Annotated in this window: 14 protein-coding genes; 2 read left to right on the forward strand and 12 right to left on the reverse strand. The window is 57.2% G+C overall.

Annotated elements, in window-relative coordinates; translation table 11 throughout:
* Positions 1-93: 93 nt before the first annotated feature.
* From AC1D1L_RS17365 to AC1D1L_RS17385, 5 genes are read right to left on the reverse strand one after another with little or no spacing between them, the layout of a single operon-like run.
* Positions 94-1269: a GIY-YIG nuclease family protein gene (locus AC1D1L_RS17365; RefSeq protein ID WP_477342731.1), complete on the reverse strand. Its 1176-nt coding sequence runs from the start codon at positions 1267-1269 to the stop codon at positions 94-96.
* Complete coding sequence (locus tag AC1D1L_RS17370) at positions 1262-3358, reverse strand: DEAD/DEAH box helicase (RefSeq protein ID WP_477342732.1); 2097 nt, start codon at positions 3356-3358, stop codon at positions 1262-1264. Before AC1D1L_RS17370 ends, AC1D1L_RS17365 begins: the two co-directional genes overlap by 8 nt.
* On the reverse strand, positions 3358-4452 hold the full coding sequence (locus tag AC1D1L_RS17375; protein ID WP_477342733.1) for a phospholipase D-like domain-containing protein: 1095 nt from the start codon (positions 4450-4452) through the stop codon (positions 3358-3360). The genes AC1D1L_RS17370 and AC1D1L_RS17375 overlap by 1 nt, the downstream gene beginning before the upstream one ends.
* Positions 4449-7250, reverse strand: coding sequence for a class I SAM-dependent DNA methyltransferase (locus tag AC1D1L_RS17380; RefSeq protein WP_477342734.1), 2802 nt, complete (start codon positions 7248-7250; stop codon positions 4449-4451). Before AC1D1L_RS17380 ends, AC1D1L_RS17375 begins: the two co-directional genes overlap by 4 nt.
* A gap of 28 nt (positions 7251-7278) precedes the next feature.
* On the reverse strand, positions 7279-9141 hold the full coding sequence (locus AC1D1L_RS17385; RefSeq protein ID WP_477342735.1) for a DUF262 domain-containing protein: 1863 nt from the start codon (positions 9139-9141) through the stop codon (positions 7279-7281).
* A 712-nt stretch (positions 9142-9853) separates the two neighbouring features.
* Here AC1D1L_RS17385 and AC1D1L_RS17390 point away from each other — a divergent pair.
* Positions 9854-11161 carry a tyrosine-type recombinase/integrase gene (locus AC1D1L_RS17390; RefSeq protein WP_477342736.1) on the forward strand — a complete coding sequence of 436 codons (1308 nt, stop codon included), beginning with the start codon at positions 9854-9856 and terminating at the stop codon, positions 11159-11161.
* A 224-nt stretch (positions 11162-11385) separates the two neighbouring features.
* On the opposite strand, the gene AC1D1L_RS17395 is transcribed toward AC1D1L_RS17390, so the two are convergent.
* The 3 genes from AC1D1L_RS17395 to AC1D1L_RS17405 form a co-directional block, all read right to left on the reverse strand.
* Complete coding sequence (locus AC1D1L_RS17395) at positions 11386-12141, reverse strand: hypothetical protein (protein ID WP_477342737.1); 756 nt, start codon at positions 12139-12141, stop codon at positions 11386-11388.
* A gap of 330 nt (positions 12142-12471) precedes the next feature.
* Complete coding sequence (locus tag AC1D1L_RS17400) at positions 12472-12951, reverse strand: hypothetical protein (RefSeq protein ID WP_477342738.1); 480 nt, start codon at positions 12949-12951, stop codon at positions 12472-12474.
* Between the two features lie 37 nt (positions 12952-12988).
* Positions 12989-14425, reverse strand: coding sequence for a hypothetical protein (locus AC1D1L_RS17405; protein WP_477342739.1), 1437 nt, complete (start codon positions 14423-14425; stop codon positions 12989-12991).
* Positions 14426-15213: 788 nt separating this feature from the next.
* Here AC1D1L_RS17405 and AC1D1L_RS17410 point away from each other — a divergent pair.
* On the forward strand, positions 15214-16392 hold the full coding sequence (locus AC1D1L_RS17410) for a restriction endonuclease (protein WP_477342740.1): 1179 nt from the start codon (positions 15214-15216) through the stop codon (positions 16390-16392).
* Here the strand turns inward: AC1D1L_RS17410 and AC1D1L_RS17415 are convergent.
* From AC1D1L_RS17415 to AC1D1L_RS17430, 4 genes are read right to left on the reverse strand one after another with little or no spacing between them, the layout of a single operon-like run.
* Entirely contained in the window at positions 16389-18470 is a 2082-nt protein-coding gene (locus tag AC1D1L_RS17415) for an AIPR family protein (protein WP_477342741.1), read from the reverse strand. The two genes, AC1D1L_RS17410 and AC1D1L_RS17415, sit on opposite strands and share 4 nt — an antisense overlap.
* The gene (locus tag AC1D1L_RS17420; protein WP_477342742.1) at positions 18467-19444 is read right to left on the reverse strand and encodes a PD-(D/E)XK motif protein; all 978 of its coding nucleotides are present in this window, start codon (positions 19442-19444) and stop codon (positions 18467-18469) included. Before AC1D1L_RS17420 ends, AC1D1L_RS17415 begins: the two co-directional genes overlap by 4 nt.
* Positions 19441-22215, reverse strand: coding sequence for a Z1 domain-containing protein (locus AC1D1L_RS17425; RefSeq protein ID WP_477342743.1), 2775 nt, complete (start codon positions 22213-22215; stop codon positions 19441-19443). The genes AC1D1L_RS17420 and AC1D1L_RS17425 overlap by 4 nt, the downstream gene beginning before the upstream one ends.
* Positions 22208-23707, reverse strand: coding sequence for an ATP-binding protein (locus tag AC1D1L_RS17430; protein ID WP_477342744.1), 1500 nt, complete (start codon positions 23705-23707; stop codon positions 22208-22210). Before AC1D1L_RS17430 ends, AC1D1L_RS17425 begins: the two co-directional genes overlap by 8 nt.
* Position 23708: the final 1 nt, after the last annotated feature.

Raw genomic sequence — 23708 nt, forward strand, 5'->3', positions numbered from 1 at the left:
GTGGTTCAAGGGCGGAACGCTCTAACGCCGCGCCACGAAAAATTCTGCGAAGACGCCGAATGGGTTGAGGTTAGCCTTGGCGATACGCTTGGCTCAGTGCACTAGGGATGCTTTCCCAGGGTCGTATCTATAGTCGGTGATCGTGCCGTCCTTGATGCGTTCAACCGCTTCATCGATCACGAATAGCGGCACAAGGAACCACTCGCGTGGGACGACCGGATTTCCGAATCGGTCTTTGATTTCAATGTCCAATCGGGCCGGTCCGAAAACCCGGTGGATTACATTCTCAAGTCTCGTCCGATTGACGTTGAAAAGCTCGTAGGTTGCAACGATCTCGACATCGGCCATCAGGAATGTGGGCTGAAGCCTGGCGCCAGCTATACGCTGTGCGATGTTTAGGTTGGTCACCCCAATCTTATGAACGAGGTCTCGATTCGCTGCCACAAGGGGATGGTCCGATTTGCTCCGCAGCACATAAATCGTCCCACTTGCTTGATCGTCTTCGGCGTGCTCGCCAGCAAAAAGGGGACCAGCAACAGGATCGGTAATTCGTCGCCCAGCTTCATCCTTATTGAGGGAACGCTGAAGCGAGCGCATGAGCATGTTGCTTTCGGTGCCATTGTCAAAAATCACGCGCAGCCGTGCATCGGTTCGACCCTGGGCGTTTGTGAACACATTTCCAACGTCCGCGACATACGCCTTCTGTCCGCCGACTATGAACCAGCTTCCTGTTGTGATTTCTGCCTTCAGTTCAAACTCGCGAGTCTGCCGGATACCGCTTTCGATCTCCTCCTGTACCCTCGCAAACAACGGCTTGAACCTATCGAAGTCTTCGCACTTCGTACGGTTAGCAATTTCCTCGGCCGCGCGCTTCTCGGCGCTGGTGCGGACGTTCCGAAGCTCGGTTATGTCGGCCGAACCAGCCGCCCCGGCCAGTTCGGCGAGCAACTCGTCATCATTGACCGGTTCCGCGAAGCCGCCTGCGACGCTGCTTGCCGATTGGAGAAGGCCCTGGTGGTCCATGGGCAATAGCAGCGATCTGCATTCTTCGAGCGCTGAAAGCCGGTCCAGTCGCACTGCATAGAGCCGCTCGAAAATATCTCTGTCTTCGCCATGGATTGGCGGATGGCCGTGCTGGTCGACAAATCGCTGGATCTCTTCGAAGCCGGCGATGATGCGTTCCTCGCGTGCGGACCGCCCGCCCTTCTTCTCCGGCTGCGCGAAGTCGTCTAGTTCGGAACGCAGTTCGTCGAGGTCAAGATCACTCATAGCGGCCCTCGTCCTTGAAGCGAACAAAGGCGGCGGCACCCTCGGCCATCCGCTTCTCCCAGGCGTCAGTCGAGCTGATCGACGGCAACCGTCCGCGCTCCTTCTTGAACCTGACTGCTCGCACGGCCAAGTCCTTGGCTTCCTCGGGCGTCAGGCTCGTACGTTTGGCGGCAATCGCCGCCGCCACCTGTTTTAGGCTCTCCTCGCTCATGGTCTTGGCGAGGATGGCGTAGGCTTCGCCGAACGGATTGATGCGGTCGATGAGGTCGATGTCGAGTTCACGGACGTCCATTGCGAATTTGCGGACGCCGTCGATCAAAGCCGTATTGCCGCTCTGCTCGCCGTCGCCAGCTCCCCCGCCGCCAAGCGCAATCTGCTTGGCCTGTTGTGTCAGCGTAAGGGCGGCAATGGCGTGCTGACGCACCGCCTCCTGATCTTCCTCGTCGAGTTCGGGATACTTGTCCTTGATGATCTTCCCGAGGCGGACCTGGGTAAGTTCCTCGGGGATCAGTTCCTCGTCAAAGATGCCGCGCTCGATAGTCGTCTTGTCCTGAACGAAGGCGGCGATCACCTCGTTCAGGTCCTCAGTGCAGATGCGAGCGGCTTCCTTACTCTTGGGTTCGGCAAGGCCCTTGATCTCGATCTGGAACTGGCCCGTTTGCTCATTGAACCCGACATTGGTCTTTTTGGGGTCGTAACCGCCCTCGCCATAGTTGAAGCCTTCGACCGGCCCACTGTTCGGATTCTTCGGGGTGAAGTTAAAGCGCGGGGCTAGCACCTGCTCCATGAGAAGGCTGGCAGCGATGGCTTTCAGCGTATCGTTCACAGCTTCGGTGACAGACTCTTCCGAGGCATCCGGCTCGGCAATAAGATTGGTGAAGCGGGCGCGTGTCTTGCCCGGCGCGTCGCGGGTGGCGCGGCCAATGATCTGCACGATCTCGGTCAGGCTCGACCGATAGCCGACCGTCAGCGCGTGTTCGCACCAAATCCAGTCGAAACCTTCCTTCGCCATGCCGAGCGCGATGATGATGTCCACATGGTCCCGGTTGTTCTTTTGCGCCGGGTCTTTCAGCGCAGCCGAAACGCGGTCGCGTCTGGCCGCGTCATCATCGACCAGATCGGCAATCCTGAGAATGCGGCCGCCACCCTTGCTGTTATCTGGCACCTTGACCAGTTGGAATCCGGTGGCGGGGTCAATCCCCTGCCATTCGCCCAGCTCCTCGATTATGTGTTCAACTTCCCTGATCTTGTCCTTCGTGCTTTCGCGCGAGTTGACGCTCGGGATATGGACGATAGTTTTCTCGGCAGGGTCCAACACCTTCAGGATGTCATCGGAATATGGCCCGGAATAGAAGAAATATCCGATGTCGAGCTGCTTCAGATATTCATAGCCGTTGAGCTGCTCATAGTAGGTGTAGGTGACAGTGTCGAACTTCGCCTCATCCTGGGGGCTGAGAACTGGAACGGCGTCGCCCCGAAAATAGGAACCGGTCATGGCGACGATATGAGCGCTCTCGCGGGCAATGATCTGACCGAGATGCTGCCCGAGCTTACTGTCGGGATCGGCCGAAACGTGGTGGAATTCGTCGACGGCAATCAGCCGGTCGTCGAATCTCTCTATGCCGAACCTCTCCACGGCAAAGCGGAAGGTCGCATGGGTGCAGACCAGCACCTTGTCGGCGCTGTCGAGAAACGCCCCTACTGAATTGACCTTGCCGCCGTCTTCGCCCGGCGCGTTACAAAGATTCCATTTCGGCTTGACGGTCCAGTCCGCCCAAAACCCATATTTGGTCAGCGGCTCGTCATTGAAGCTCGCGCCGATGGACTTTTCCGGAACGACGATGATGGCCTGTTTCAGACCTTGATTGTGCAGCTTGTCGAGGGCGACGAACATGAGCGCTCGACTTTTGCCCGACGCAGGAGGCGACTTGATAAGCAGGTACTGCTCCCCGCGCCGCTCATAGGCGCGCTCCTGCATGGGGCGCATGCCAAGCGCGTTGGCATTGGTCGAGTTGCCGTTGCGGGCATAGGAAACCGAAACTGATGGAACCGCCAGCATGCCTTTTTCGTCGTTCTTATTGCCTGCCATCAGAATACCCCCCACTCTCGGCCGCTTGTCATTTTGAATGCGCCATCAATCGCGCGGCTTCTCTTCAACCAATTTGCTTTGTCCGCCGGCGTCCCCAAGGACAAGTCAAATGCCCTTGGACCCACCTGTCTGAAAATTAAGAGTCGGCCATCGTAGGCAACCGGTCCACCTGCGCCCGGAATGGGGAGATTCAGCTTGTCCATCTTGTTGTCGCTGTAGGTCAGCGAGTATTGTTCCAAGTTCCCTGCATTGTAGCTTATCAGGACGTTTCCAATATGAGTATTCTTGGGGACGTCTGTTGGTAGAAAACCAAAGAATACTCGCGAAAGTCGCTTCATCATCAACTGACTTCCGGGCAGCAGCGGGCCTCGATTTTTTGTTATGTTGCCTGCTTCGATCCAAAAATTTCGGCAAACTCTAAGTTTCTGCAGGTTTGCGCTGGAAATCGCACCTGCACTGGTGTCGCTGGTTGCAACGTCATCTTCCGTTGGGGTGGGCTTTTTGAGATTTTCCGCGCTTTCGAAAACTTTGGCGTAGTCTGTCAGCAACGCTGCATTCAAAGGTGTTGCGGCAGCCCACGTCGCTGCGTACCAATCGCGCAGCGCCTGCAGGGCGGCAACCGACGTTGGCTCATCCGGGACCAATCGATCCACACTGATTGCAAGCCCGGCCTCAATGCCCCTCGACAACCCAGACCGTGAGAGATTGCCAGACCCTGTAAGGGCGTAATCTCGTTGGTCACTGCGCATCAAATAGGCCTTCGGGTGAAAGGGCACCCTCGGAATACCCCCATGAGCCAAGCAGAATTGGGCGTCGTACACGCGGACAGATGAAGCCGGCATTGCAAGCATGGCACCGAGCGCGACAGGCTCTGTTCGGCAATAGTCAAATGACGTAAGCCATCTCTTCTCTAAGCCAGCCCACCCAGCCCCCAATGTCGCGGTGCTGCGAACGACCAAATCGTTAAGCCCTCCTGACGTGATGTATGCGGCGGCTACATCCATCGCCTCGATTCCGGCCTGCGACAGGATGCCGTCAATTGCTTCGAGCGTTGTTCGGGAGGTTGGTTGCGCGATGTAATCGACTTGAGTCATGCGCGGCCTCCCGTACCAGCCGCCATTTGCTCCCTGCGTCGACCACCTTTCTGATCGTCCGCGTACATTGCGAAGAGCTTTTCGAGTCGCTCAGTGTCATTCCTAAATTTACGCCCAATGTAGATGCGCTCGACGATCTCATCGTTGCGGTCGTGCGCTTGCTGCAAAGACGGGAATGCACCTCCCATCTCGTCAGGATCGTACATTTCGCTAATTGACGCTGGAAAGTAGCTTTCTCGCGTCAACAGAATATTGGTCGCCGAGTCGTTCAAATCCGACTCGTTTTTCGCGGTAAGGCGGGGCAGGGGGAACGTGTTCCAGCCCAATGTGTTCGAGTAACGGTAGTCCGTTTTGAGCTTTCCGCAGACTGCTGCGATCCAGACAAGGTGGAGGCGAGAAGCGATTAGCGAGAGCGTCCACAATGGCGCGTCGTAAATTGCGAATGCGCTGTCGGCGATGATTGCGGATGCGTCCAGCAAGCCGATTGGAAGATATGGTCGACGCTCCGAACTGTGACGGGGGACTATAAGGGTGTTGACGTTGGCTGTGCCTTGTATTTGGACGAATCGGTAAGGAGCCTTTGCATAGTCGCGCGTTGATCCGGCTTTGCTCGCAAGTCGCATCTCCTTTACGGCATCCAGTCTCTTCGCAATTTGCGTAGAACGCAAAGCGTCCTGGTGCTGAGCTTTTTCGATCCAAAGACAATATCTTGCTTTGCCCTGGATGAAGTCCTCCGATCCTACAAAGCGCCTCAGATACTTTGTAAATACGTCATCGTTGCGGTGTCCTGTTGCAGTGAGTTCCTCTTGCGTCACAATTAAATTTCCGCCGTCACGGGGCATGTTTCCGAACAGCATAGCCGCACGGCCTTGTCCCGCGTCGCGCCTGCTCTCAATGACGAGGTTCGGACCATCAACGAGGTACGGATTAATGTTGTTGCATGTCTTCTCTTGGGTCGAACCGTCTTGATCGATTGAGTAAAGCCTCCGCCTCTTCCCTTCGGAATTCGAAATGCCAACAATAATTACGGTTACGCCGGCATTATAGCTCGCGAGATTCGCCCACTTGAAAGACGTGTGAGCAAAGATAATTTCGTGAGTTTTTGCATATATTGCAGGCCACAAGAGTGGAACTTGCTGCCCCTGACACAGCGAATTTGTGGTAACAAAGGCGGATGCCGCGTTGGTCTTAGTGCCGTAATCTGCCGCCCTCATGAACCATGCAGCTACGTAGTCGAGGGACTTCCATCCTGCGACTCGCCCGTCAAAGACGTTACCCAGATCGGACTTTTGCTCTTCTGACTGAAGTTTGTTTCCGAGATATGGGGGGTTTCCACAAATATACGTTTCGCCACCTTCGTTGTCGAAGTCGATCTGCGCCTGATTGAGAGGGGTATGAAACAAATCATCGGCCTGGAACTTTACGCCGGTGCCGGTCGGCGGGCAGATGCTCAACCAGTCGAGCCTCAGTGCATTGCCGCAGGTGATCCAGTTTTCCTTGTCGAGCGGCAGGAACTCGGCCAGTGCCTCCTTCTGTCCCCGATAGAGTACGTCACACTGAAACTCCGCGATGATGAGCGCTAGGCGCGCGATCTCCGCCGGAAAGTCGCGCAGCTCAATGCCCCTGAAGTTAGTCAACGGAATTTCGGTACGCCTATCGGCCTCGCCGCGCCGCTTGTTAATCTCTGCCTCGATCTCGCGCATTTCCTTGTAGGCAATGACGAGGAAGTTACCCGAGCCGCAGGCCGGATCGAAGACTCTGATCTTCGACATGCGATTGCGGAGATTCAGTAGTTTGCGGGCATTGTCGCCAGCTTCCTCAAGCCGCTCCCGCAGGTCGTCGAGGAACAGCGGGTTGAGCACCTTCAGGATGTTCGGCACGGACGTGTAGTGCATGCCAAGCGCGCCGCGCTCCTCGTCGTCAGCAACCGCCTGAATCATCGATCCGAAGATATCGGGATTGATCTTCGTCCAGTCGAGATTGCCGATATGAATGAGGTATGAGCGCGCAATCTTGCTGAAGCGCGGCACCTCAACGCTGCCGGAAAAAAGCTCGCCGTTCACATACGGAAAGGCGTCTGCCCATCGCGGCAGGTTGGCCGCTTTCCGCTCGGCGATCTTCGTATTCATCGCCCGAAACAAAGTGGCGATGACCTCGTGCGTGTTGGACGAGTCCCGCGCGCTCATCTGCTCGATAGTGTCTGTGAACAGACCTACACCGTTGAAGATATCGGTGTCCTCGGCGAAAAAGCAGAAGATCAGCCGCGCCATGAAATGATTCATTTCGGGACGCCGCTCGGCGGCATCCCAATCCGGGTTTTCTTCGAGCAGCGTTCGATACAGCCGGTTCAGGCGACCGGTGGCCCGGATATCGAAGGAACTTTCCCGCACCTGCTTGACGGTCGTGATGCCGGCAAGCTGGAGAAAGAATCCGAAATGGTTCGGGAAGTCGGCATAGGCACAGGCAACGGTTTCGCCGCTCGCTAGGTCTTCGGCCTCAAAGGTGTCTCCGTCTGTCGCCAGCACGAATTTCGCCTTGGCCTTCGCCGTCGCCGGGCTGGCTTTCAGCATGCCAAGCGTCGCCGTGACTTCGCCAGGAGCGGCCACGGCGATATGGATGTTGCTGGTCTGAAGCACGCCGCCGGCAAGGTCGGACTTGTTCGACGCGCCCGCCCGCAGCTTCCGGATCGTCGTTTCCTTGTTCCCGAAGGCTTGCAGGAAGGCGAACGGGAACTCGCCACCGTCGAACGGGTGGTCGGCAAGCGCCGATATGGCTTCTTCAATTTCGACGGCGTTCATGAGCCATCACTCGCTGGAAACAATTTCACTAAAGATCAAGATCGATTTCCACGTCGTTTGCCGTGTCAGGGGATAACCATATCTGCCGCGCTGTTTCAAAAAGCGCGGTTCCTCGGGTTGTCACAGTTGTCTCGTCCCAATGCTGGTAACCGTTGAGTTCGCGGTTTAGAGCTAAGCTAGCATGAGCGCGGATCAACGGCAGCTTCACCGCAAATTCTGCGTTCGAATTTTTAGAATTCAGCGGACTTGTGAGTAGCGTTAGGTTCCCGAGTTTGTTCACGCAGTGTTCGCGATCCAATTCTCGGATCGTTTTATCCAAGTCGCCTTCTCCAACGGACATGTGATCAAAACCTGGCACCGGCCAATGGTCGCGCCACTTTTGAGGCAAAATGTGCTCAATGCTCAGGGGCGAGCGAATTTCTATCTCTTCGGAAAGAACCGTTCGCTTGCGCTTTTCAAGGGCTTCGAAAATGTAGCGAAGACGCGGCTGCCTGTTGCTTTTGTATTGGTCTCTACCCAGCCACCCCGTTCGCCACTCTTGATCCCTGGGCCATCGAAAAGTGTCAACCGTGGCCGACGAGAGCTGCTGCCGAAGCTCACTTATCGTGTCGGACTCCGAGGCTCGAAGTCGATCGATCGTAGAAACAAACAGTCGATTGTACCCAGCTGTGGGAAGCCCGCAGATATCCCGGCGTAGAATGAGAGATTCAAGCATTCCTAACGCCTCGGATAGCCCGCTATCGTCGAGCTTCGCTTCAGTCGCCAAATAGAGGACCAGCGGCATTGTTGTTGAAACGTCGAACGCTCGAGAGAACATTCCGAACCGACCGAGCACGTTGTCCGAGCGCCCGTCGGTAATTTGACGATGAATTGAAGCGCTGCTCGCGATGGATTGAAGCTCAGCGTTGACGCTTTCGAATGGCTCATCGTTGAGGATCCACCTCCGGTAGCTTTCGAAGAGATTTTCGACGGATATCAAATCCGCTCTTTTCATTGATAGATGGTCTACAAGAAGCCAGTCCAATCTTTCCCTGGACTGCCTCCCGCGAGTTTCGCCCTCGCGCCAGAACCAGTGATCAAGAGGAAGCCAATACCGGCTGTACAGGTCGTCGATGGTAAGGGAGCCGTCCTTCTGGCCCATCCCCTTTGCCCGTTGGAATATGAAATTCCTCATGAGGTCACCTGCGGACAGGTCGACCCCCCGGCTGTTCAGCGTCTCAAAAATGGTCTGGGGGTCATCACCCCCTTCGAGTTCGATCGAGACGGTCGCTAAACCGTTCTTCAGTGCTTCAAAAAGCTTTTCAAGGCGGAACTCGTCGAAGGCATCTCCGGTTCCAACGTGTTGTTCAATCCGGCTTCGAAACCATGACTGGGCAGCCACGGCCAAGCGGACCACACCATCTTCATCCGCTGCCACAACGCCGATTTTCGTCAGGTCCGCTTTCGGGTCCATTAAAGCCACGTACGCACGACGATCTGTCAGAGTGGGCCATAGTTTGTATCGCTCGACCTGAGGAGTCTCCATGACGCCATCATTCAAAAGGTACTTGCTCACTTCGCTTGCATAGTTCGACTTGTTCGCCGGGGCCACGTCACGAAGTGCTGCTAGCAACAATTGAAAAGTGGTGAGGCGCTGCTGTCCGTCGATCACCTCGTACGCGCGGACCTGCTTGTCGAAAGTTTTTATTTCCGCAATGACGATGGCGCCCATGAAGTGGGGAGCAATCGACGTTCTCCCGGACGCGAGTTTCTCAACAGCGCGCTCAATGTCCTCCCACAGCAATTCAAGCTGCGGGCTGACTTTCCACGCGTACTGCCTTTGATAGAGCGGAACAAGATACCGCTTTTTGCCGTCGAAAAGATCTATGATTGATTTGGAATATGGTCGCATTTTAACCCCCCGTGTTGGAATAGTTGTCTGACAGACGTCCCACTTCGCCCTAGAAATGTTGGGGTACGTCGCGCTTTTTTGGAAAAATTGGCCGCGAGTTGTTTCGTCACCTAGCTCACGCGAATTTTCATCGTGGCCGTAAACGCCTGGAAAATGTGCAGACTCAACAGAGCAGAAATATTATCTGCTCTGGCCCCTATTCCAAGTTTCGAACTGCCCTGTCGGCTATTTTCGATTTTCAGGATCGGATCGTGTTGGTTGTTTCCTTCTAAGGGTCATGTCTGCTGTCGGCTATTTCCTGCGCTCCCGAACCGGCGCCAATCTCCAATCGGAACTAACCGGTTAGTCTTATCTCGGTTCGCAGGAAAAAAAAGGCATGCGGCCGGTCCCTCACCGACTTTTTGGTTTCTTAAGCAAAGTAGGTCAGGGGAGGGGTAAGGCGTAGCTCTACCAACAAAAACGCCCGCAAATACAGAGGTTGTTTGGCGCACCCGACAGGATTCGAACCTGTGACCTCTGCCTTCGGAGGCTGATTTAGCCAGTCTTTTCAATAGCTTCCGTCTCTCCGATATCGTTCGCTAAGCTACTACGACGACTGACTTTTTGTCGACCCGAAAACCGAAGCCAGTATCCTACCGCAGTCCGGAGTTTCCGTCCGGGTGCTTCCGTGGTGCTTCCGCGGAATCACTTCGACAGAACCCTGAGGTGTGCGATGGCTAAGCTGAACAAACGAACCGTGGATCAAGCTGGACCGGGCAAGTCGGACTACTTCCTTTGGGATGATGAGTTGCCTGGCTTTGGGCTGCGCGTGTTTTCATCCGGTAAGCGCAGCTATCTCGTGCAGTATCGAGCTAAAGGTCGGACCCGCCGATTCACAATCGGTCCACACGGGGTCTGGGCCCCAGAAGCGGCCCGAAAAGAGGCCCGCATACTGATCGGTCGGATCGCGCAAGGCGACAATCCTGCGGAGACGAAACTTCTCGACGCCAAAACGATCACCGTCAAAGAACTCTGCACCCGATATTTGGCTGATTGTGAAGCTGGCCTTGTACCTGGCAAAGGCGGTCACCCTAAGAAGCCGTCGACTATGGAGATCGACCGCAGCCGTATAAAGCGCCACATCCTACCGCTTCTCGGGAACCGCAGAGTGACCGAGATCACTATGGCAGACATCGCCAAATTTCTGCGCGATGTTGCCAATGGCAAAACCCGGGCCGACATCAAAACGAAGAAGCGAGGGCGAGCGATCGTTCGCGGAGGCATTGGCACCGGCTCGCGCGGCGTAGGTCTTCTCGGTAGCATCTTCTCTTATGCAATTAGAGAAGGGATCATCGAAAAGAATCCGGTTCACGGCTTTCGTAAGCCAAAAGATCGCGTCCGTGACCGTCGCCTGACCGAGCGCGAGTATCGAGCGTTAGGCAAGATTCTCGCGGATGCCGCTCTCGACCCGCAGTTTTCAACGGCTACCAAAATGGTGCGGACCCTCGCTATGACGGGATGCCGACGTGGCGAGATCATCAATTTGAGAATGGGCGAGATTGATATTCAGCGCAGTTGCATAAGGCTTGAAGATTCCAAGGAAGGCGCATCGACCAGGGCCATCGGCTTGCCCGTGGTCGAGTTGCTCCAACCACTATTGTCCGACAATGAGGCTGATTTCGTGTTCCACGGCACGGAGGACGGTAAGCCATTAGTCGGCTTCCCAAAGCTGTGGGAAAAGCTCGTCAAAGACACACCACTTGAAAGTGTTACACCTCACGTGCTTCGTCACAGCTTCGCAAGCGTGGCGAACGATCTCGGCTTTACAGAGTCGACGATAGCCGCCTTGGTGGGACATTCTCGCGGGACGATCACGAGCCGCTACATTCACACCGTAGACACCGCACTCGTAATGGCGGGTGACACAGTAGCCAGCTATATTCAGGCTTTGCTCGATGGAGTGACGTTCGAGCGCGCAAATTATGCGCTCGATCACAGCGCGCGTAAGGATGCTATGCGGAAATTTTTGACACGGATGTAGGAGTTTACCGGTGCCCAGATCTCGCGATGATGCAACACATCTTTCGAGTTGGTCGTCGCGTTTGCGTATATGCATTTAGTGACAGGGGGCCAGAGATCGCCTCGCCGAGGCTTTACCTCTGCTCGATTCGACCACGTTGCTCTCCCAAAGGCAACTCAATAGCGGACGTTCGAGTGCTGCCGACGCAGTATGGTTCGCTCAATCATGCGAAGTCACCTGATCCTTCAACCTGCTGGGCTTTGAGCCAGCCCTGCCGCCAGCCGTTCCTTCAGGCGCTCGTGGAAGCGGTGGGCGACAGCATTTATCGCGCGATTGGCCGCGTCATCGAAAATCCAGAAATCCTTCGTCGGCAAGTAATCCAAATCAACCATTTTCTGCCATATCGTATCTTCTTCGTCGGCGTCAGAAATCCCAGCTGCTTGGCACACTTCTTCAAGTGACGGCACTGCTCCGCAAAATCCATTTATCTCATCAACACGCAACGTCGATTTCAGCAAGATCTCGGATTGTTTCGCTCCAAAATTGAGCAACGCGCCGGCGAGGGGGTCTGCACTCGATTGATACTCGTGGACAGCCTCTCGGAACTCGTTGTCGTTCCAAAGCGCCTTGATGTTCAACACGACGTCCTCCTGAGACGGTGTTGTGGCGAAAAGCGTCGCGATTGCTCCGGGGCGTTGACCCTTCTTGAATGACACAGTCACGTATTTGATGTCGGTTGACCAGCTGGCAACCCCCTCAATAATCGATCCGTCCCAGAACAACGGTAATAGGTCGCCCCCATTTTGCGGATTGTGAGGGACCAGAAACCTCTTCCGATAGCAGACCTCGGAGACTTGGAAAGCTTCGAGCGGAATCATGCGAGCGTGCGCTAGGGCCTCTTGCAAGGTCAGGATCACCTTTCGTCTTCTAAGGGGATCTTCACCCCAGCCGTTCTGCCAAGCCGCGAGCGCCTGGAGGAAGGTTTGTGGGTAGCGCTTCATGAAATTCTCCATCCACAAGTATAACTCGCGGCGAGACAAGTCTTGCGGACATTGCCTCTCGCCGCACCATCGGTACTCTGCGGCTTGCGACTTTTATCCTACGCCCTGACGGCTTCCGCAACCTGTGCGGTGACATATGACGGTCGTGCGGAACCGGCAGCTACGAGGTCGATTCATCACTTTGCTCATCGAAACCAAGCAGTCCGAACCCGTCGGAGACACCCGCTCCGTTCGCCCGTCTCTGTTTTCCGCAGGGTCAGAAGTCTTCCATTGAAAGCCGACAGGCTCGGCACCTCTGCACCGACGCACCGTTAAGGATATGCTGAGGCCCTAGCTAAAGATGGGGGTGTCCCAGTCGGACTCGCCAAGAACCTCTTTCGCAACGAACTCCATCAGTGCCAGACCGGCAGGCAAAAATTGAGCCGTACGTTCATAAGTGAACGGCGCTGCCTTCTGTTTCTTGTTGCCGTGGGCAACGTTGTTGCGTAGTTGTGAGTAACCTCGTGACAAGAGACGATCCCAGGAATCGATTGGTTCGTTGTCGCTGTCCCAATCGACCCGACTTTTCTCCTTCACCACCAGATATTGTGGCGCGGTTTGCGCAAAAATCTCGAATGCTGACTTAGAAAAATCGAAAGAAGCAAATGGAAACCTCGCCTCAACGCGCTGTGCGAGCTTTGTCCAGTTGATGCCCGAAATCACGGTAAGGGACCTCACTGATTTTGTCACAGCGAGTTCTATATCCCGATTGACTACGAAGAACTCAAACTTCGACGCTTTCAGCATGAACCCTGCAATTTCCTCCTCCATCGCCGCCTCCTTTGCGCGAACTGTGAAAGCGCCTACGCTATGCCGTCCCGCCGACTCTTGCCTCGATCTCCTCTCGCGTTAGGCTGTCGCCGAGAAGCTCGCGAATGGGATCGGACATCGTCCTATTTAGACGGTCAAGTCGCGCCGCAACCTCGAGGAAGCAGAGCGTGAATGCGGCTTGCGCGCGGCGGATGTCCGTTTCGCGACCACCGTCGCCCGTGTGGACAATCTCACTGCGGGCCTTGTGAACCGTGACGACGCTGTCTTGGTACTGCCGCACATCTGGTTGCTGATTTAGGCAAATTCCTACGCGACGCTCAAGGCGTGCGACGCTTCCAGGCGCGTAAAAGTCGGTCAGCAGGGTCTCAAAGGCGACGGCCAGAGCAACGATCGCCTCGGCCTCGTTTGTTCGAGACCCGAATGACTGTCTGTACCACTCGATCGCAGTCACCAGCCGGCGGAAGACCCGGCTGTGTACCCGTTCGCCCGATGTCAGGTTGACATATCGTAGGTAACCGTCCTCGACGGTCTGGAGAGCGGGCGTCAGCCGCCGCTCCAGCGCGACGAGCTCTGGGGACGCCAACGTGCGAGTGCTTAGCGTCACCGCCAAATCCGACAATCGGGCCAGCTCCAGGGCCGCGACGTTCATCGGCACGCGACGGAGGTTAAGCGGTCGTTCCGCTTGGGTCGCCTCGCCAACGAGATAGTGCCGGATATCAAGGGTCTCGAAGTTGTTGAGTTCGGCGGTTGAATTGAATTTATTGACCGTAATGCCTGCATCGACGCTTAGGGCGTGCAACATAACAACCATCGCAGCCGCGATCCGAATTTTTAGCATGTAAATAAACTGGTTCTCATAGTAGGCCCCCGTGTGAGAGGAGAGACGGACCAGTAGAAGAGGATTGCGCGTTATCCAATTCATGTTCCCGGCCTGAACATGATGCTCGAAACTCGATCGGTCGGGGACGGCAGTTATGTCGAGCGCTGCAGCCATCTCGTTCATTCTGGCGTAGGCGGTCTCCACGGTCCCGGTCTGAGCCGTCACCGCAAAATTGGCTTCCTTGAACACTGCCATGTCACGCAGATCAGGTGAGGATCGGAGGAACGGGACTTCCATCCCAAACTCGGTGAGCGGATAGAGCACAAAGCCAGGGCGATCGATACCCGCGCTCTGGAGATCATCGAGAACCCGGCGACAGATGTCCGTTTGGCCGGTCTTCACCGCCTCAAGTACGAACTCGTCGAGCACTGAGACGCCGATGTAGAGGCCAGCTTTCCAAAGGGTGCGCGCGAGCGTCGACCGAAGCTGAAGGAAGTGATAGAGGACAGCCTCACGATCTTTTTTGCTGAACTTTCTCTCGTCCGTCGCAAGCTGCTCCACGACGTCGAATGATCTCAAAACATTGTGCTTCGAGAGCAGATATCGCTCAGACTCGGCTGTTTTTCGAGACGGCGGAAGTTCGGGAAATGGCATGCGGGACATTAGCGAGGACAGTTTGCAGAAGAATTGACCCCTCTTACCACAAGCCGAGACGCGCGAGATGACTCCGCGAAGAGAATTTTGTTGGAGGCTGGCAGAGCGGCACTTCTTGAAAATCGTTGCCTGATCCATGGTACGCGCTGAAAACACGCAGAGTCCTGATGAAGGAGTTGAGCGCGCCGATTAGGCTAAGGTAGAGGCTCCCTGCGCTAGCGCGCACCGAAACCGCGTCACGGCTTAGTCCTAGGAGGTGACAATCAGTGACCGGTCGGACCGAGTCGCCGCGCTCCGGCAACAGCCGCTAAGGAGGCGAGCAAGAGACCACTGGGGTCCTAAGTGATCGAGGACCGAATAACAGATTTCCGCGAATTAGGATCGAGAGCGATCAGACCGCAAGCGGCCCCCAAACTGCCGATCGGCAACGCGCCTATTTCAGACCTGGCTGGCAGTGCTGCTGCCTAGAGCTGCCCCTCAATGGTAGGCAGCTTCGTGTTCGCGCAAGAGCGCTTCATTGTGGAGCGATGGAGTTCTAACTGGCTCTTGCTGATCCAGACCGTTGAGCGCTGCGGCCACGCAGTCCTCCGTTGTCCAACGACGCTTTCAGGCAATGTTCAAGTCTGCGCCGCCAAAACGCCAGGGATGGACGCCGGATGGCGGATACCGAAGGCCTCCGTTCACGAGAGCCCGTCCGAAGCAAACGCCATTGGTGGTTATGAAAATACAATAAGGCCTTCGTCTCGACTTCATCAGCAAATGCCCCCAAAATCGCTTCAGGGGGAATCGTGAAAGTCGTTCCAGTTGATCAGCTATCCAGTTCCGATCTGCATGTAGACGCAATCTACCAGGGCGGCCGCAAAGGCAATGCGGGCGATGATCCGCTACCTACGCTCATGCGCGTCGACAGTCAGGGCGGTTTTCGCTACCGCGGCAAGGTGAAGGGCAAGCTGGAGATGCTCGTGCTGATGACGAGCATGAACGATGCGGACTGGCCTGACGATCTTGATGCCGAGACGGGCATCTTTACCTACTACGGCGATAATAAGAAGCCGGGGCGCGACCTGCACGACACCGGGCGCGACGGCAACCTGATCCTGAAGACGATCTTCGAAGATTCTCGCTCGGGCGCCGAAGGACGAGGCGTTGTCCCGCCTATCTTCCTTTTTTCAAGCGTAGGCGTATCGCGCGATGTCAGATTTCTCGGATTGGCGGTGCCCGGCGCCAGCGATCTTGATGCCTCTGAGGAACTGGTCGCGATCTGGCGCAACGTCAAGGGCAGTAGATTCCAAAATTATCGAGCGCGTTTCACGGTTCTCGATGCGGCACAGATGTCGCGCGCATGGATCGACAGCATAGTTGCGAAACAGCCGAATCACGGGCTTGCTCCCGATGCCTGGAAGACATGGCGCAAGACAGGCAAGCGCAAGGCACTGATCGCAGGTCGTACCATGGAGTACCGTTCGCGGGCGGAGCAACTGCCTGACGACAAGGACGGCCAAGCGTTGATCGGCGCTGTCCGCGAGCATTTCAAGGACCGTCCCCACGCCTTCGAGCATTGTGCCGCTGCACTTGCGCGACTGATGATTCCAGACATCGCGGGCCTAGACGTAACGCGACCATCGCGTGACGGAGGTCGCGATGCTGTAGGCCAGCTGCGTGTCGGTACCGGTCCGAGCGGTATCCTTATGGACTTCGCCCTTGAGGCGAAGTGTTACTCGCCGCCGACCGCTGTGGGGGTAAAGGACATGTCCCGGCTGATCTCCCGTCTGAGGCACCGGCAGTTCGGTGTTCTGGTCACCACGTCATGCGTTGATCTCCAGGCTTACAAGGAGATCAAGGAAGATCAGCACCCGATCCTGATCCTATCTGCCAAGGACATCGTGGAGTTGTTGCGAAGGAATGGCCGAGGCAGCCTGCCCGCCGTCAAGGCATGGCTCGAAGAGGAATTTCCGAAAGAAGCCTAACTGGCTTCAGCGGCCCGCTCGATAAGACCGGTTGCTACGACCCCCGCGCGGTCGACAGCGAACGCAGCTTCAAGTGCCGGCTTTGCCTGCTTCGGTGATGGCTTCTGTCCCCAGCCGCCAGCCGCATAGCTGGCAAGTGTGCGGCAGATCGCGGCCACGCGGTAGTGTACCACACCGGCCTTCTGACCTTTCTCCGCCACGTCGAGCCAGATCGCACCGTTGAGCTTCATGCACAGAGCTATGCGGTCATAGTCCGCGACCGAATGCGTCGTGCCCACGGGCGCGACCATAGAGCCATCTTCAGCGCTCCCCGCGGCATAGGACAGCTCTGGAGGAAGCGGGTCGCCGAGAGGCGGAAGCTGGTTCTGAATTTCCTGCCAGCATTCGTCCTTCTTGTACCACTCGCTGGGGTTCTTCTGACCGGCGGACGCGCGCATGGCGATATCCATTTGCGGGGCCCAGGTTTCAATGAGCTGTTCCAACTCCGGGCTGATGGCTTGGCGAGACCAGAGGCGGTTGAAGTCGACCCTGCCCCCGGCTCTGTGGGAGAGACCGGCCACGACATAGGCTGTGATCTGCGCTCCGTAGGCCGGAAACTTCATGCTTCGGACCTTCTTCTCGGTAGCGCGATAGAGTACCGCCAGTGCAACCAGCCTTTTGAACCATGCGTCGCCGATAGGCCTCTGAGGCTCATCTTTGAGTAGCTGCATGAAGTGCTGGAAGTTCTTCTGGCCACCAAGGCAGACCCGGTATGGAAGTCCATCCCAGGCGGCGAGATAGCGGGCGACGTCCAGCTTGCTGAGACGCCTGTTCTTGGGCGTCTGCATGCGGAAGGCCTGCTGTTCCGTTTTGCGGTAGGCCGCTTTCTGTTCGGCTGCGATGTAGGAGCCGCGAGCCCTCTCGTAGAACCAGCGGCCTTTGCCATCATCGAGCCACGTATTGTTGGCCATCGTCTCGATGTTCTGGTGAAAAGGATCGTTTGCCGAGAAATCGGCGAGTTGCACTGTGTTCTGGCGGTTGGCGGCCCGGGAAATGGAGGATACCATTTCGCCGAGGTCGGCACCGCCCACCTTAATGATCTTGATGGGAACCGAGACGTTGTCGAGGCTGAGACTTTCCTTGCGGCGCGCGCGGTGAAGGGACGCCGTTGTCTGGCCGCCATTCACGATCTGAAGTCCCCTTAAAGATGTGATTTCTGTTCCGCCAGCGCCGTTGTCGGCGAGTTCGAGATCATCGACTGTTGCCACGATTCCGTTATTGAAGGCGAGGAACATGGACGGCTGTTCAACGATCGTGCGGCGCAGCTCGGCGTTGACGCTCTTCCTGCCCTGAAGGCCGAGAAATGCCCGGACGTTGAGTTCGAGCAGGCGCACACCGTAGCGCTCGTAGATTTTTGAAAGGGCCTCACCGGGTAGAACTGCAAGGTACGCGTCATAGCCGCCGTCATGGCTGGGCACATGGAGACAGGAAACGCCGTCGCCGGTAAGTGCCACAAGGTCTACCGTGATATCGGCCCGCGTTTCGCCTTCACCGAGGACGCGCTGAAGCCTGACGATATCATATGCCTCGAACAGGACTTCGCGATCCCGCCACTGCGTTGAGCCGGCCAGACTGCCGACGATGCCATCGGTGAGCAGGACCACGCGAATGACGGCCAAGTCCTTAGCCTGCGTTTCGATCAGGCGGGCCAGATCGCTTGCGTCTGTGTTTGACGGCTCCAAGTCCTTTGCCAAGCCGTTAACGCACGCATTGGCGAAACGAAGCGCGCGCTCGATGGCCTTTGTCACATCGGCAGTCGGCAGCTTCGCTGCCGGAAGCTCACCACTGTAAATGGTCGTGAACAGGTCAAGGCGCGAACGCTCTTCGTCAAAGGCGTAGCCATCGATCCGATAGAGCGCGTTTCTAACGCGGCCTTCCTGGTAGAGCGGAAACGTCGATTCCAAGTGTCCGGCATCTTCCAGTCGTTCAAGGACGAGACGAGTGAACACCTCCTGGGAGAAGGGTGCGTCGGTCGTGAGGCCTTCTTCGACCTCGGCGGCGATTTCTTGTGAGAATGCCGCTACTACGTCATCTGTCATGACGGGTCTCCTTGAACGAACGCTTCAAGGACGAGGGCCGTATCGGTGGCAAAGCCTGCGATGGCTCGCACTTCGAGCGAGTAGGTGGCGTCGGTAATGGCGACCGGAAGATTTGCACGGACCAAGCGTGGGAAGTTCTCCTGGACCTGGTAACTTTCGATAGCGCGAAGCTGAACCCTGGGCACGGCGCGTGCAACATTGTCATCGGGCATCAGGCCACGACGGAGAAGCGCATTTTCGAAGGCACGGCGCCCTGTATCATTCGGCAGACGGGCTGAGACATCGGAGATGAAATCCCGGAGGGGCTTTCCTTCCGGGGTCTCAATCAGCCTGACATGCATGAGATCGAGGCGGCTGAGGCCGGAGACATCAAGCTGGTCCAGAGCAGAAATTGTAATCGTCGATGAAGGTCCGAGCCCCGTCTTGATTTCCAGAGCATGGCCTCCGTCCACGAAGTCATGCAATCCGTCACTGGGTGCCTGCCAGGTCGAGAGGCCGTTAGCATGAGATGTGAGCATCCGACCGAGAATGATGAGCTCTCCGATCAGGCCAACGGTTTCGGATCTTGAGAGACCGTCGCGTCGATCTCGGAGGAACTGTCGCCAGGCGTCCAGGCGTGCGAGAAATTGATCCAGTGCGTCAGCGCGGTTTGCCAGTGCTGCAGCACTGACCACGTCGGCACAGATTGTTGCGAAGAGATCGCGTCTGGAGCTGTCTTCGAGCGAAAGCACCAGGAATATGCCAGCCGTGTCGGGCACGAGGCTTAGGCGCATGCCGCCGAGTTCGAAGAGCGCATCCGGATTAAGTTCCGCCTGCAGCATCAGACACGGTGCATTGTCCGTGGCTCGCATTGCGGCCAGGACATCGAGAGGAACCTCAGTCGAAATCAATTTGGAACGATACTGACGCGAAACTGGCGCGCTTTTGGCGAGCGTATTCCAGGCTTCGTTCAGTGAGACAAGCCAGCCGGTCATGAGACCTCGCGCTGACGGACGCTGTTGATCAGATACACGCGGTTGTCGGCCGCATCACTGTCCGGGAAGCTGACAACGATGCTGATTACGGGGCGGTCAGTCTTTTCGACCTGTGCCTTTACGGGATCGATGGGATAGATGATCAGCAAGCCATTCTGGGGGCGCGCACCGCGGGCTTTGCGGATAAATTCACCTGAGGGGACATCCGTCGGCAGCCTGTTGCGTGTCAGCCGTTCGTTGTTGGTCATGGTCAGCGCAGATTCGAATTCCTCATCGGTAAGATCGATGGCCTGATCAAGCGGGCTGAGGGCGGTGCCGATAATAAAACGGTCGCCCGGCATGGGCTTGTCGTTTCTGGATTCCCGGGGTGACCGCAGGATGCACTTGATGCGGCGGTTACCGAGATCAACGGGCTCTTCATCACCGGTGGCGAGGTAGACAGTCCAGTCTGTAAGCTCAGCGGGGTTCATCGCCAGCTGATCGCTGATGTAGGTCCCCAGCTTTTTGCCATCGACTTGCTGGCTTTCGGGGGGGAAGGTCAGGTTTCTCAGGTAAGCAGCAATGTCCTGGCCCGAAATGCCCGACCACAGTGTGCCCGAGGCCCTCTTGTCACCCGGTCCCGGACGGCGTGGATTGTCCGTTCCGGTCCCGAGTGCGACGAGGAAGTCATCGGTCACCGAGGCGTTGCGCTCAATAGTCGTTGCGTCCTGGAACATGATCGTCTGGACTTTGCCCTCACCGGCGTAGCTGCTCTGGTGAAGTTCGGCGTGACGCTGTTTGTTCTTCGCGGTGACTTCGAGAATGTCATGCACCGCGACCTTTAGGCCGAATTGCTTCGGCGTCGCGTTCGTGATGGACATCTCATAGAACTGGCCCCGCAGTTCCTTCTGCGCGGTCGCTACGTACCGGAACCAGTCTTCCATGTCTGAAGTCGTGAAGAGCCGGCACAGATCGGCGAACCCGCGGCGATAGCCGAACCAGCGTCCCATCTGCAGAAGACTGTCATACTGGCGCGAAATGCGCAGGAAATAGCTGACTGAGAGCCCTTCGAGCGTGAGTCCCCGAGAAAGCTTGTCACCGCCCACGGCGATGACGGAGTAGCCAGTCTTCTTGTAGGCGTCGTAGTCAATGTCGGCCTTCGTCTTGCCGTTGGCGGTGATGACCTGGATCTTGTCCGAGCTTTCCGGAAGCTCGGTCAGAACCTGTTCCCAGGTGACGGGCAATGTATTACGCCCATAGACCGTTGTTCTGACTTTTTCGGTCGTCGGCAGGTAGTCGCGTTCCCACACCGACCTGAGGCGCTGGAGTGTTTCGCGGTCGCCGTTGGAAATCATGGCGCGCGTTTCGAACAGGTACTTTTCGACCTGTCGGTGAACCTCGGAATGAACGTCGACGTATCGCGACACATGCACAAGCATCGAGTTGTGTTCGGTTTCCTGCCCTCTGGCTGCGCGTGCCGCGCAGGTGAGCAGGAAGGCGTCGATTGCCCGCTCCAGGCTTTTCGGAATGACATCCTGGCCCTTGAACAGGGGCTTGAGCGTCTTGTCGTGCTTTTCCGGTATCCAGTTTTCTTCGGTCTGCTCAAGCGGCCGGACAAGAGGCAGGCCAGGGTTGTCCGCATCATCGTTTGTCCCGAAAACCGCGGCTGGGCCGAAATAGTCATCGGGCGGCGTGAGCGAAAGGATGAAGGTCGAGGGGAAGAGGTCGGGGCCGAAATTCTTCGCCGATCGTTCGTCATGGATGAAAATGTTTGCAAACGGCGTTGCCGTGTAACCTACGTATACCCGGCGCTCGAAGGACATCAGCAGGCGACGGATTTCACCATTGACCCGTTTGGGCTCATATTCTTCCTTGAACGTCCCGTCTTCCAGGAGCGGCTGGTCGCCCGTATCAACTGACGCCTGGTCGGATTCATCGTCGATCACGAGAACTGGGGCGGCCTTCGCAGGCCCCGGCAGGCGCGAAATCCAGCCGTTGAGGTTTTCCAGCACCTTCGCGTTCTTCTTGACGACGAACACACAAGGCTGGTTGACGGGAGAGAAGCTGAGCTGGTCGGCGATGCGTTGATTGAAGTCTCCGTTCGGGTCAGCCATCGTCAGGCTGTCGACTGTCAGCTGCGCGTTGAAATTACCGACGCCGATGATGCGCATCGGCTGGTTGGGCTGTCGGGTCTTCGGATTGGTATCGTAACCCAGGAAGTCGTTGTCGAAGCGCTTCTGCGTCTGCAGGCGCAGAATCTTATGCATGCCGGCGAGGACGATGATGATCCGGTAGCCGGCGTCTGCAGCGCGGTTGACGACGCCGGCATAGCTGGCGGTCTTTCCTGATTGCACGTCGCCCACGACAAGACCGCGCCAGTCCCAGCTGCCGGGCCGCTTGGGATCGTCCATTACTTCAAGGATTCTCGCAGTGCTGTCCTGCAGCTGCAGAATGGATTCTTCTGGCCATCCGTCTTCCTCAAGCTTGTTGAGGTAGCGCCGCATGAAATCTCCCGGCTGGCGTCGCTCGCCGACATACCAGGCGGCCGGTCGTAATGTGTCGATCAGCGAGAGCGCTGGCCCTTGTTCGGTGACAAAGATAGTCCAGAGCAAGCGCGTTGCCGCCTCAAGCTGTTCGGGGGAGATGATCTGCTTCGTGGTCAGGCTGAAGATGGGCGCATCCAGGCCGATGATCTTCGCGATGCTTTCGCGCGTGATCTCGTCGCCAACGTCCTTTTGAATCTGCAGAATTTTTCGCGCTCTCAGAGCGAGAGCCTCGACAACATCAGCCATGCGTAGCCCACAGTCTTCTTGTCAGTTCCGTTCGCAGCTGTGTCAGGTCTCCCGGAAGATTGAGTAGAAGTGCATCGATGCGCTGGTCTGTCGTCATGCTGGCAGGCAGAGCCTTGCCGAGTTCGACGAGTTGTTCCGTCAGCTGTGCAATATCGTCGGCGTCAAGGGCAGGGACTTCGGCGCCTTCAGATTCCGACACGTCGAGCCAGATGCGTTCCACGGGAACGCTGCGCTCGATGATCGACAGTACGGCGTTAAGCGGGCGCAATCCACCGGTCGCGGCCGCACGGCATGCGACAACAACGGGATGATCCCGATTGATGCGGTACTGAATGCCTTTGGCGCTCGGCACAGCCAGCCAGACTGCGGGTACATCGTGGCGCGCGCCGTGGTGGTGGGGACCCCGGCCGCGGAAAGCGAACACTTCTCGAGCTTCTTCGCGGGAGCGTCCTGCGATGGCAGTCAAGCGGGCACGTAGTGCGCCGGGCGGACGCGCCTGGGACTTGCGCACATCAATTCGCCAGTCGCGATCAAGCCCGGTGGGCAGGTCGACTTCGATGCGAGCGAGGCGGCTCGCTTCGTCGCGCGTCCAGGTTCGAACGCCGCCGAGACCGAGCCAGCTGCCTGCGACAAGCAGGCGCTTGCCGCGATAAACGTAAAAGCCCTGCCGTGCGCCCCAGCCACCAGGGCCGCCTGCGAGTTCATAGTCCCGATCGTTTTCGAAACGGTCACGGTGCGGAAGCACATAGGGCTTGACAGTGAACGACGCCCCCGCGTGGCGAATGCGTTCGGAGGGCATCTCCTGCGTTGAGGGGTGTGTTGTCTGGAAGGGGTCCCACGCCTTGATTGCGCGTCCGTTGAGCGTGATTGAAAGGCGCGACGCATCACCGCTGATGAAGCGGTGAAAGACCATGCCGAGATGCGCGCGGATTTCTTCGATGCGCAGATAGAAGGCTTCTTTCTGGAGGCCCGCGAGACCGCTCAGTTCGTCGACCCGGTCCCAGATGATGAGGGTGCCGGACGGGCGCCGCGCGAGTTCCGCCACGAACGGACGTGTCGGAAGCGGATCGGGTACGATCGCGATCCAGCCACGCGTGGCGATCGTGTCGACATCAAGTGTGATGGCACTAAGGGTCGCGTCGGCCTTGGTGATGACGGTCATTCGACGACACTGCGAGAGGGAGGCGGTCTTGAGCCCCATGCCGAACCGGCCGAGGTCGGATGCCTCACGGGGACTGTCGGGTCCCTGTCCGCCGAGTTTCAGTGCCTGAGCGAGGCGCTTTTCATCTATGCCTTTGCCGTCGTCGAGAATTGCGACGACTGGGGTTCCGTCATTCCATTGGAGGTCAATCTCGACGGAGCGAGCCTGCGCGGTGATGCTGTTGTCGATCAGATCGGCGAGCGCCGTTTCAGGCGAGTAACCCAGGCCTCTCAGCGACGTGATGAGGGCCGGTGCTTCCGGGGTAATCTCGATGATGCGTTCAGGCGACATG

This window comes from Mesorhizobium sp. P2_D6, assembly GCF_056404315.1.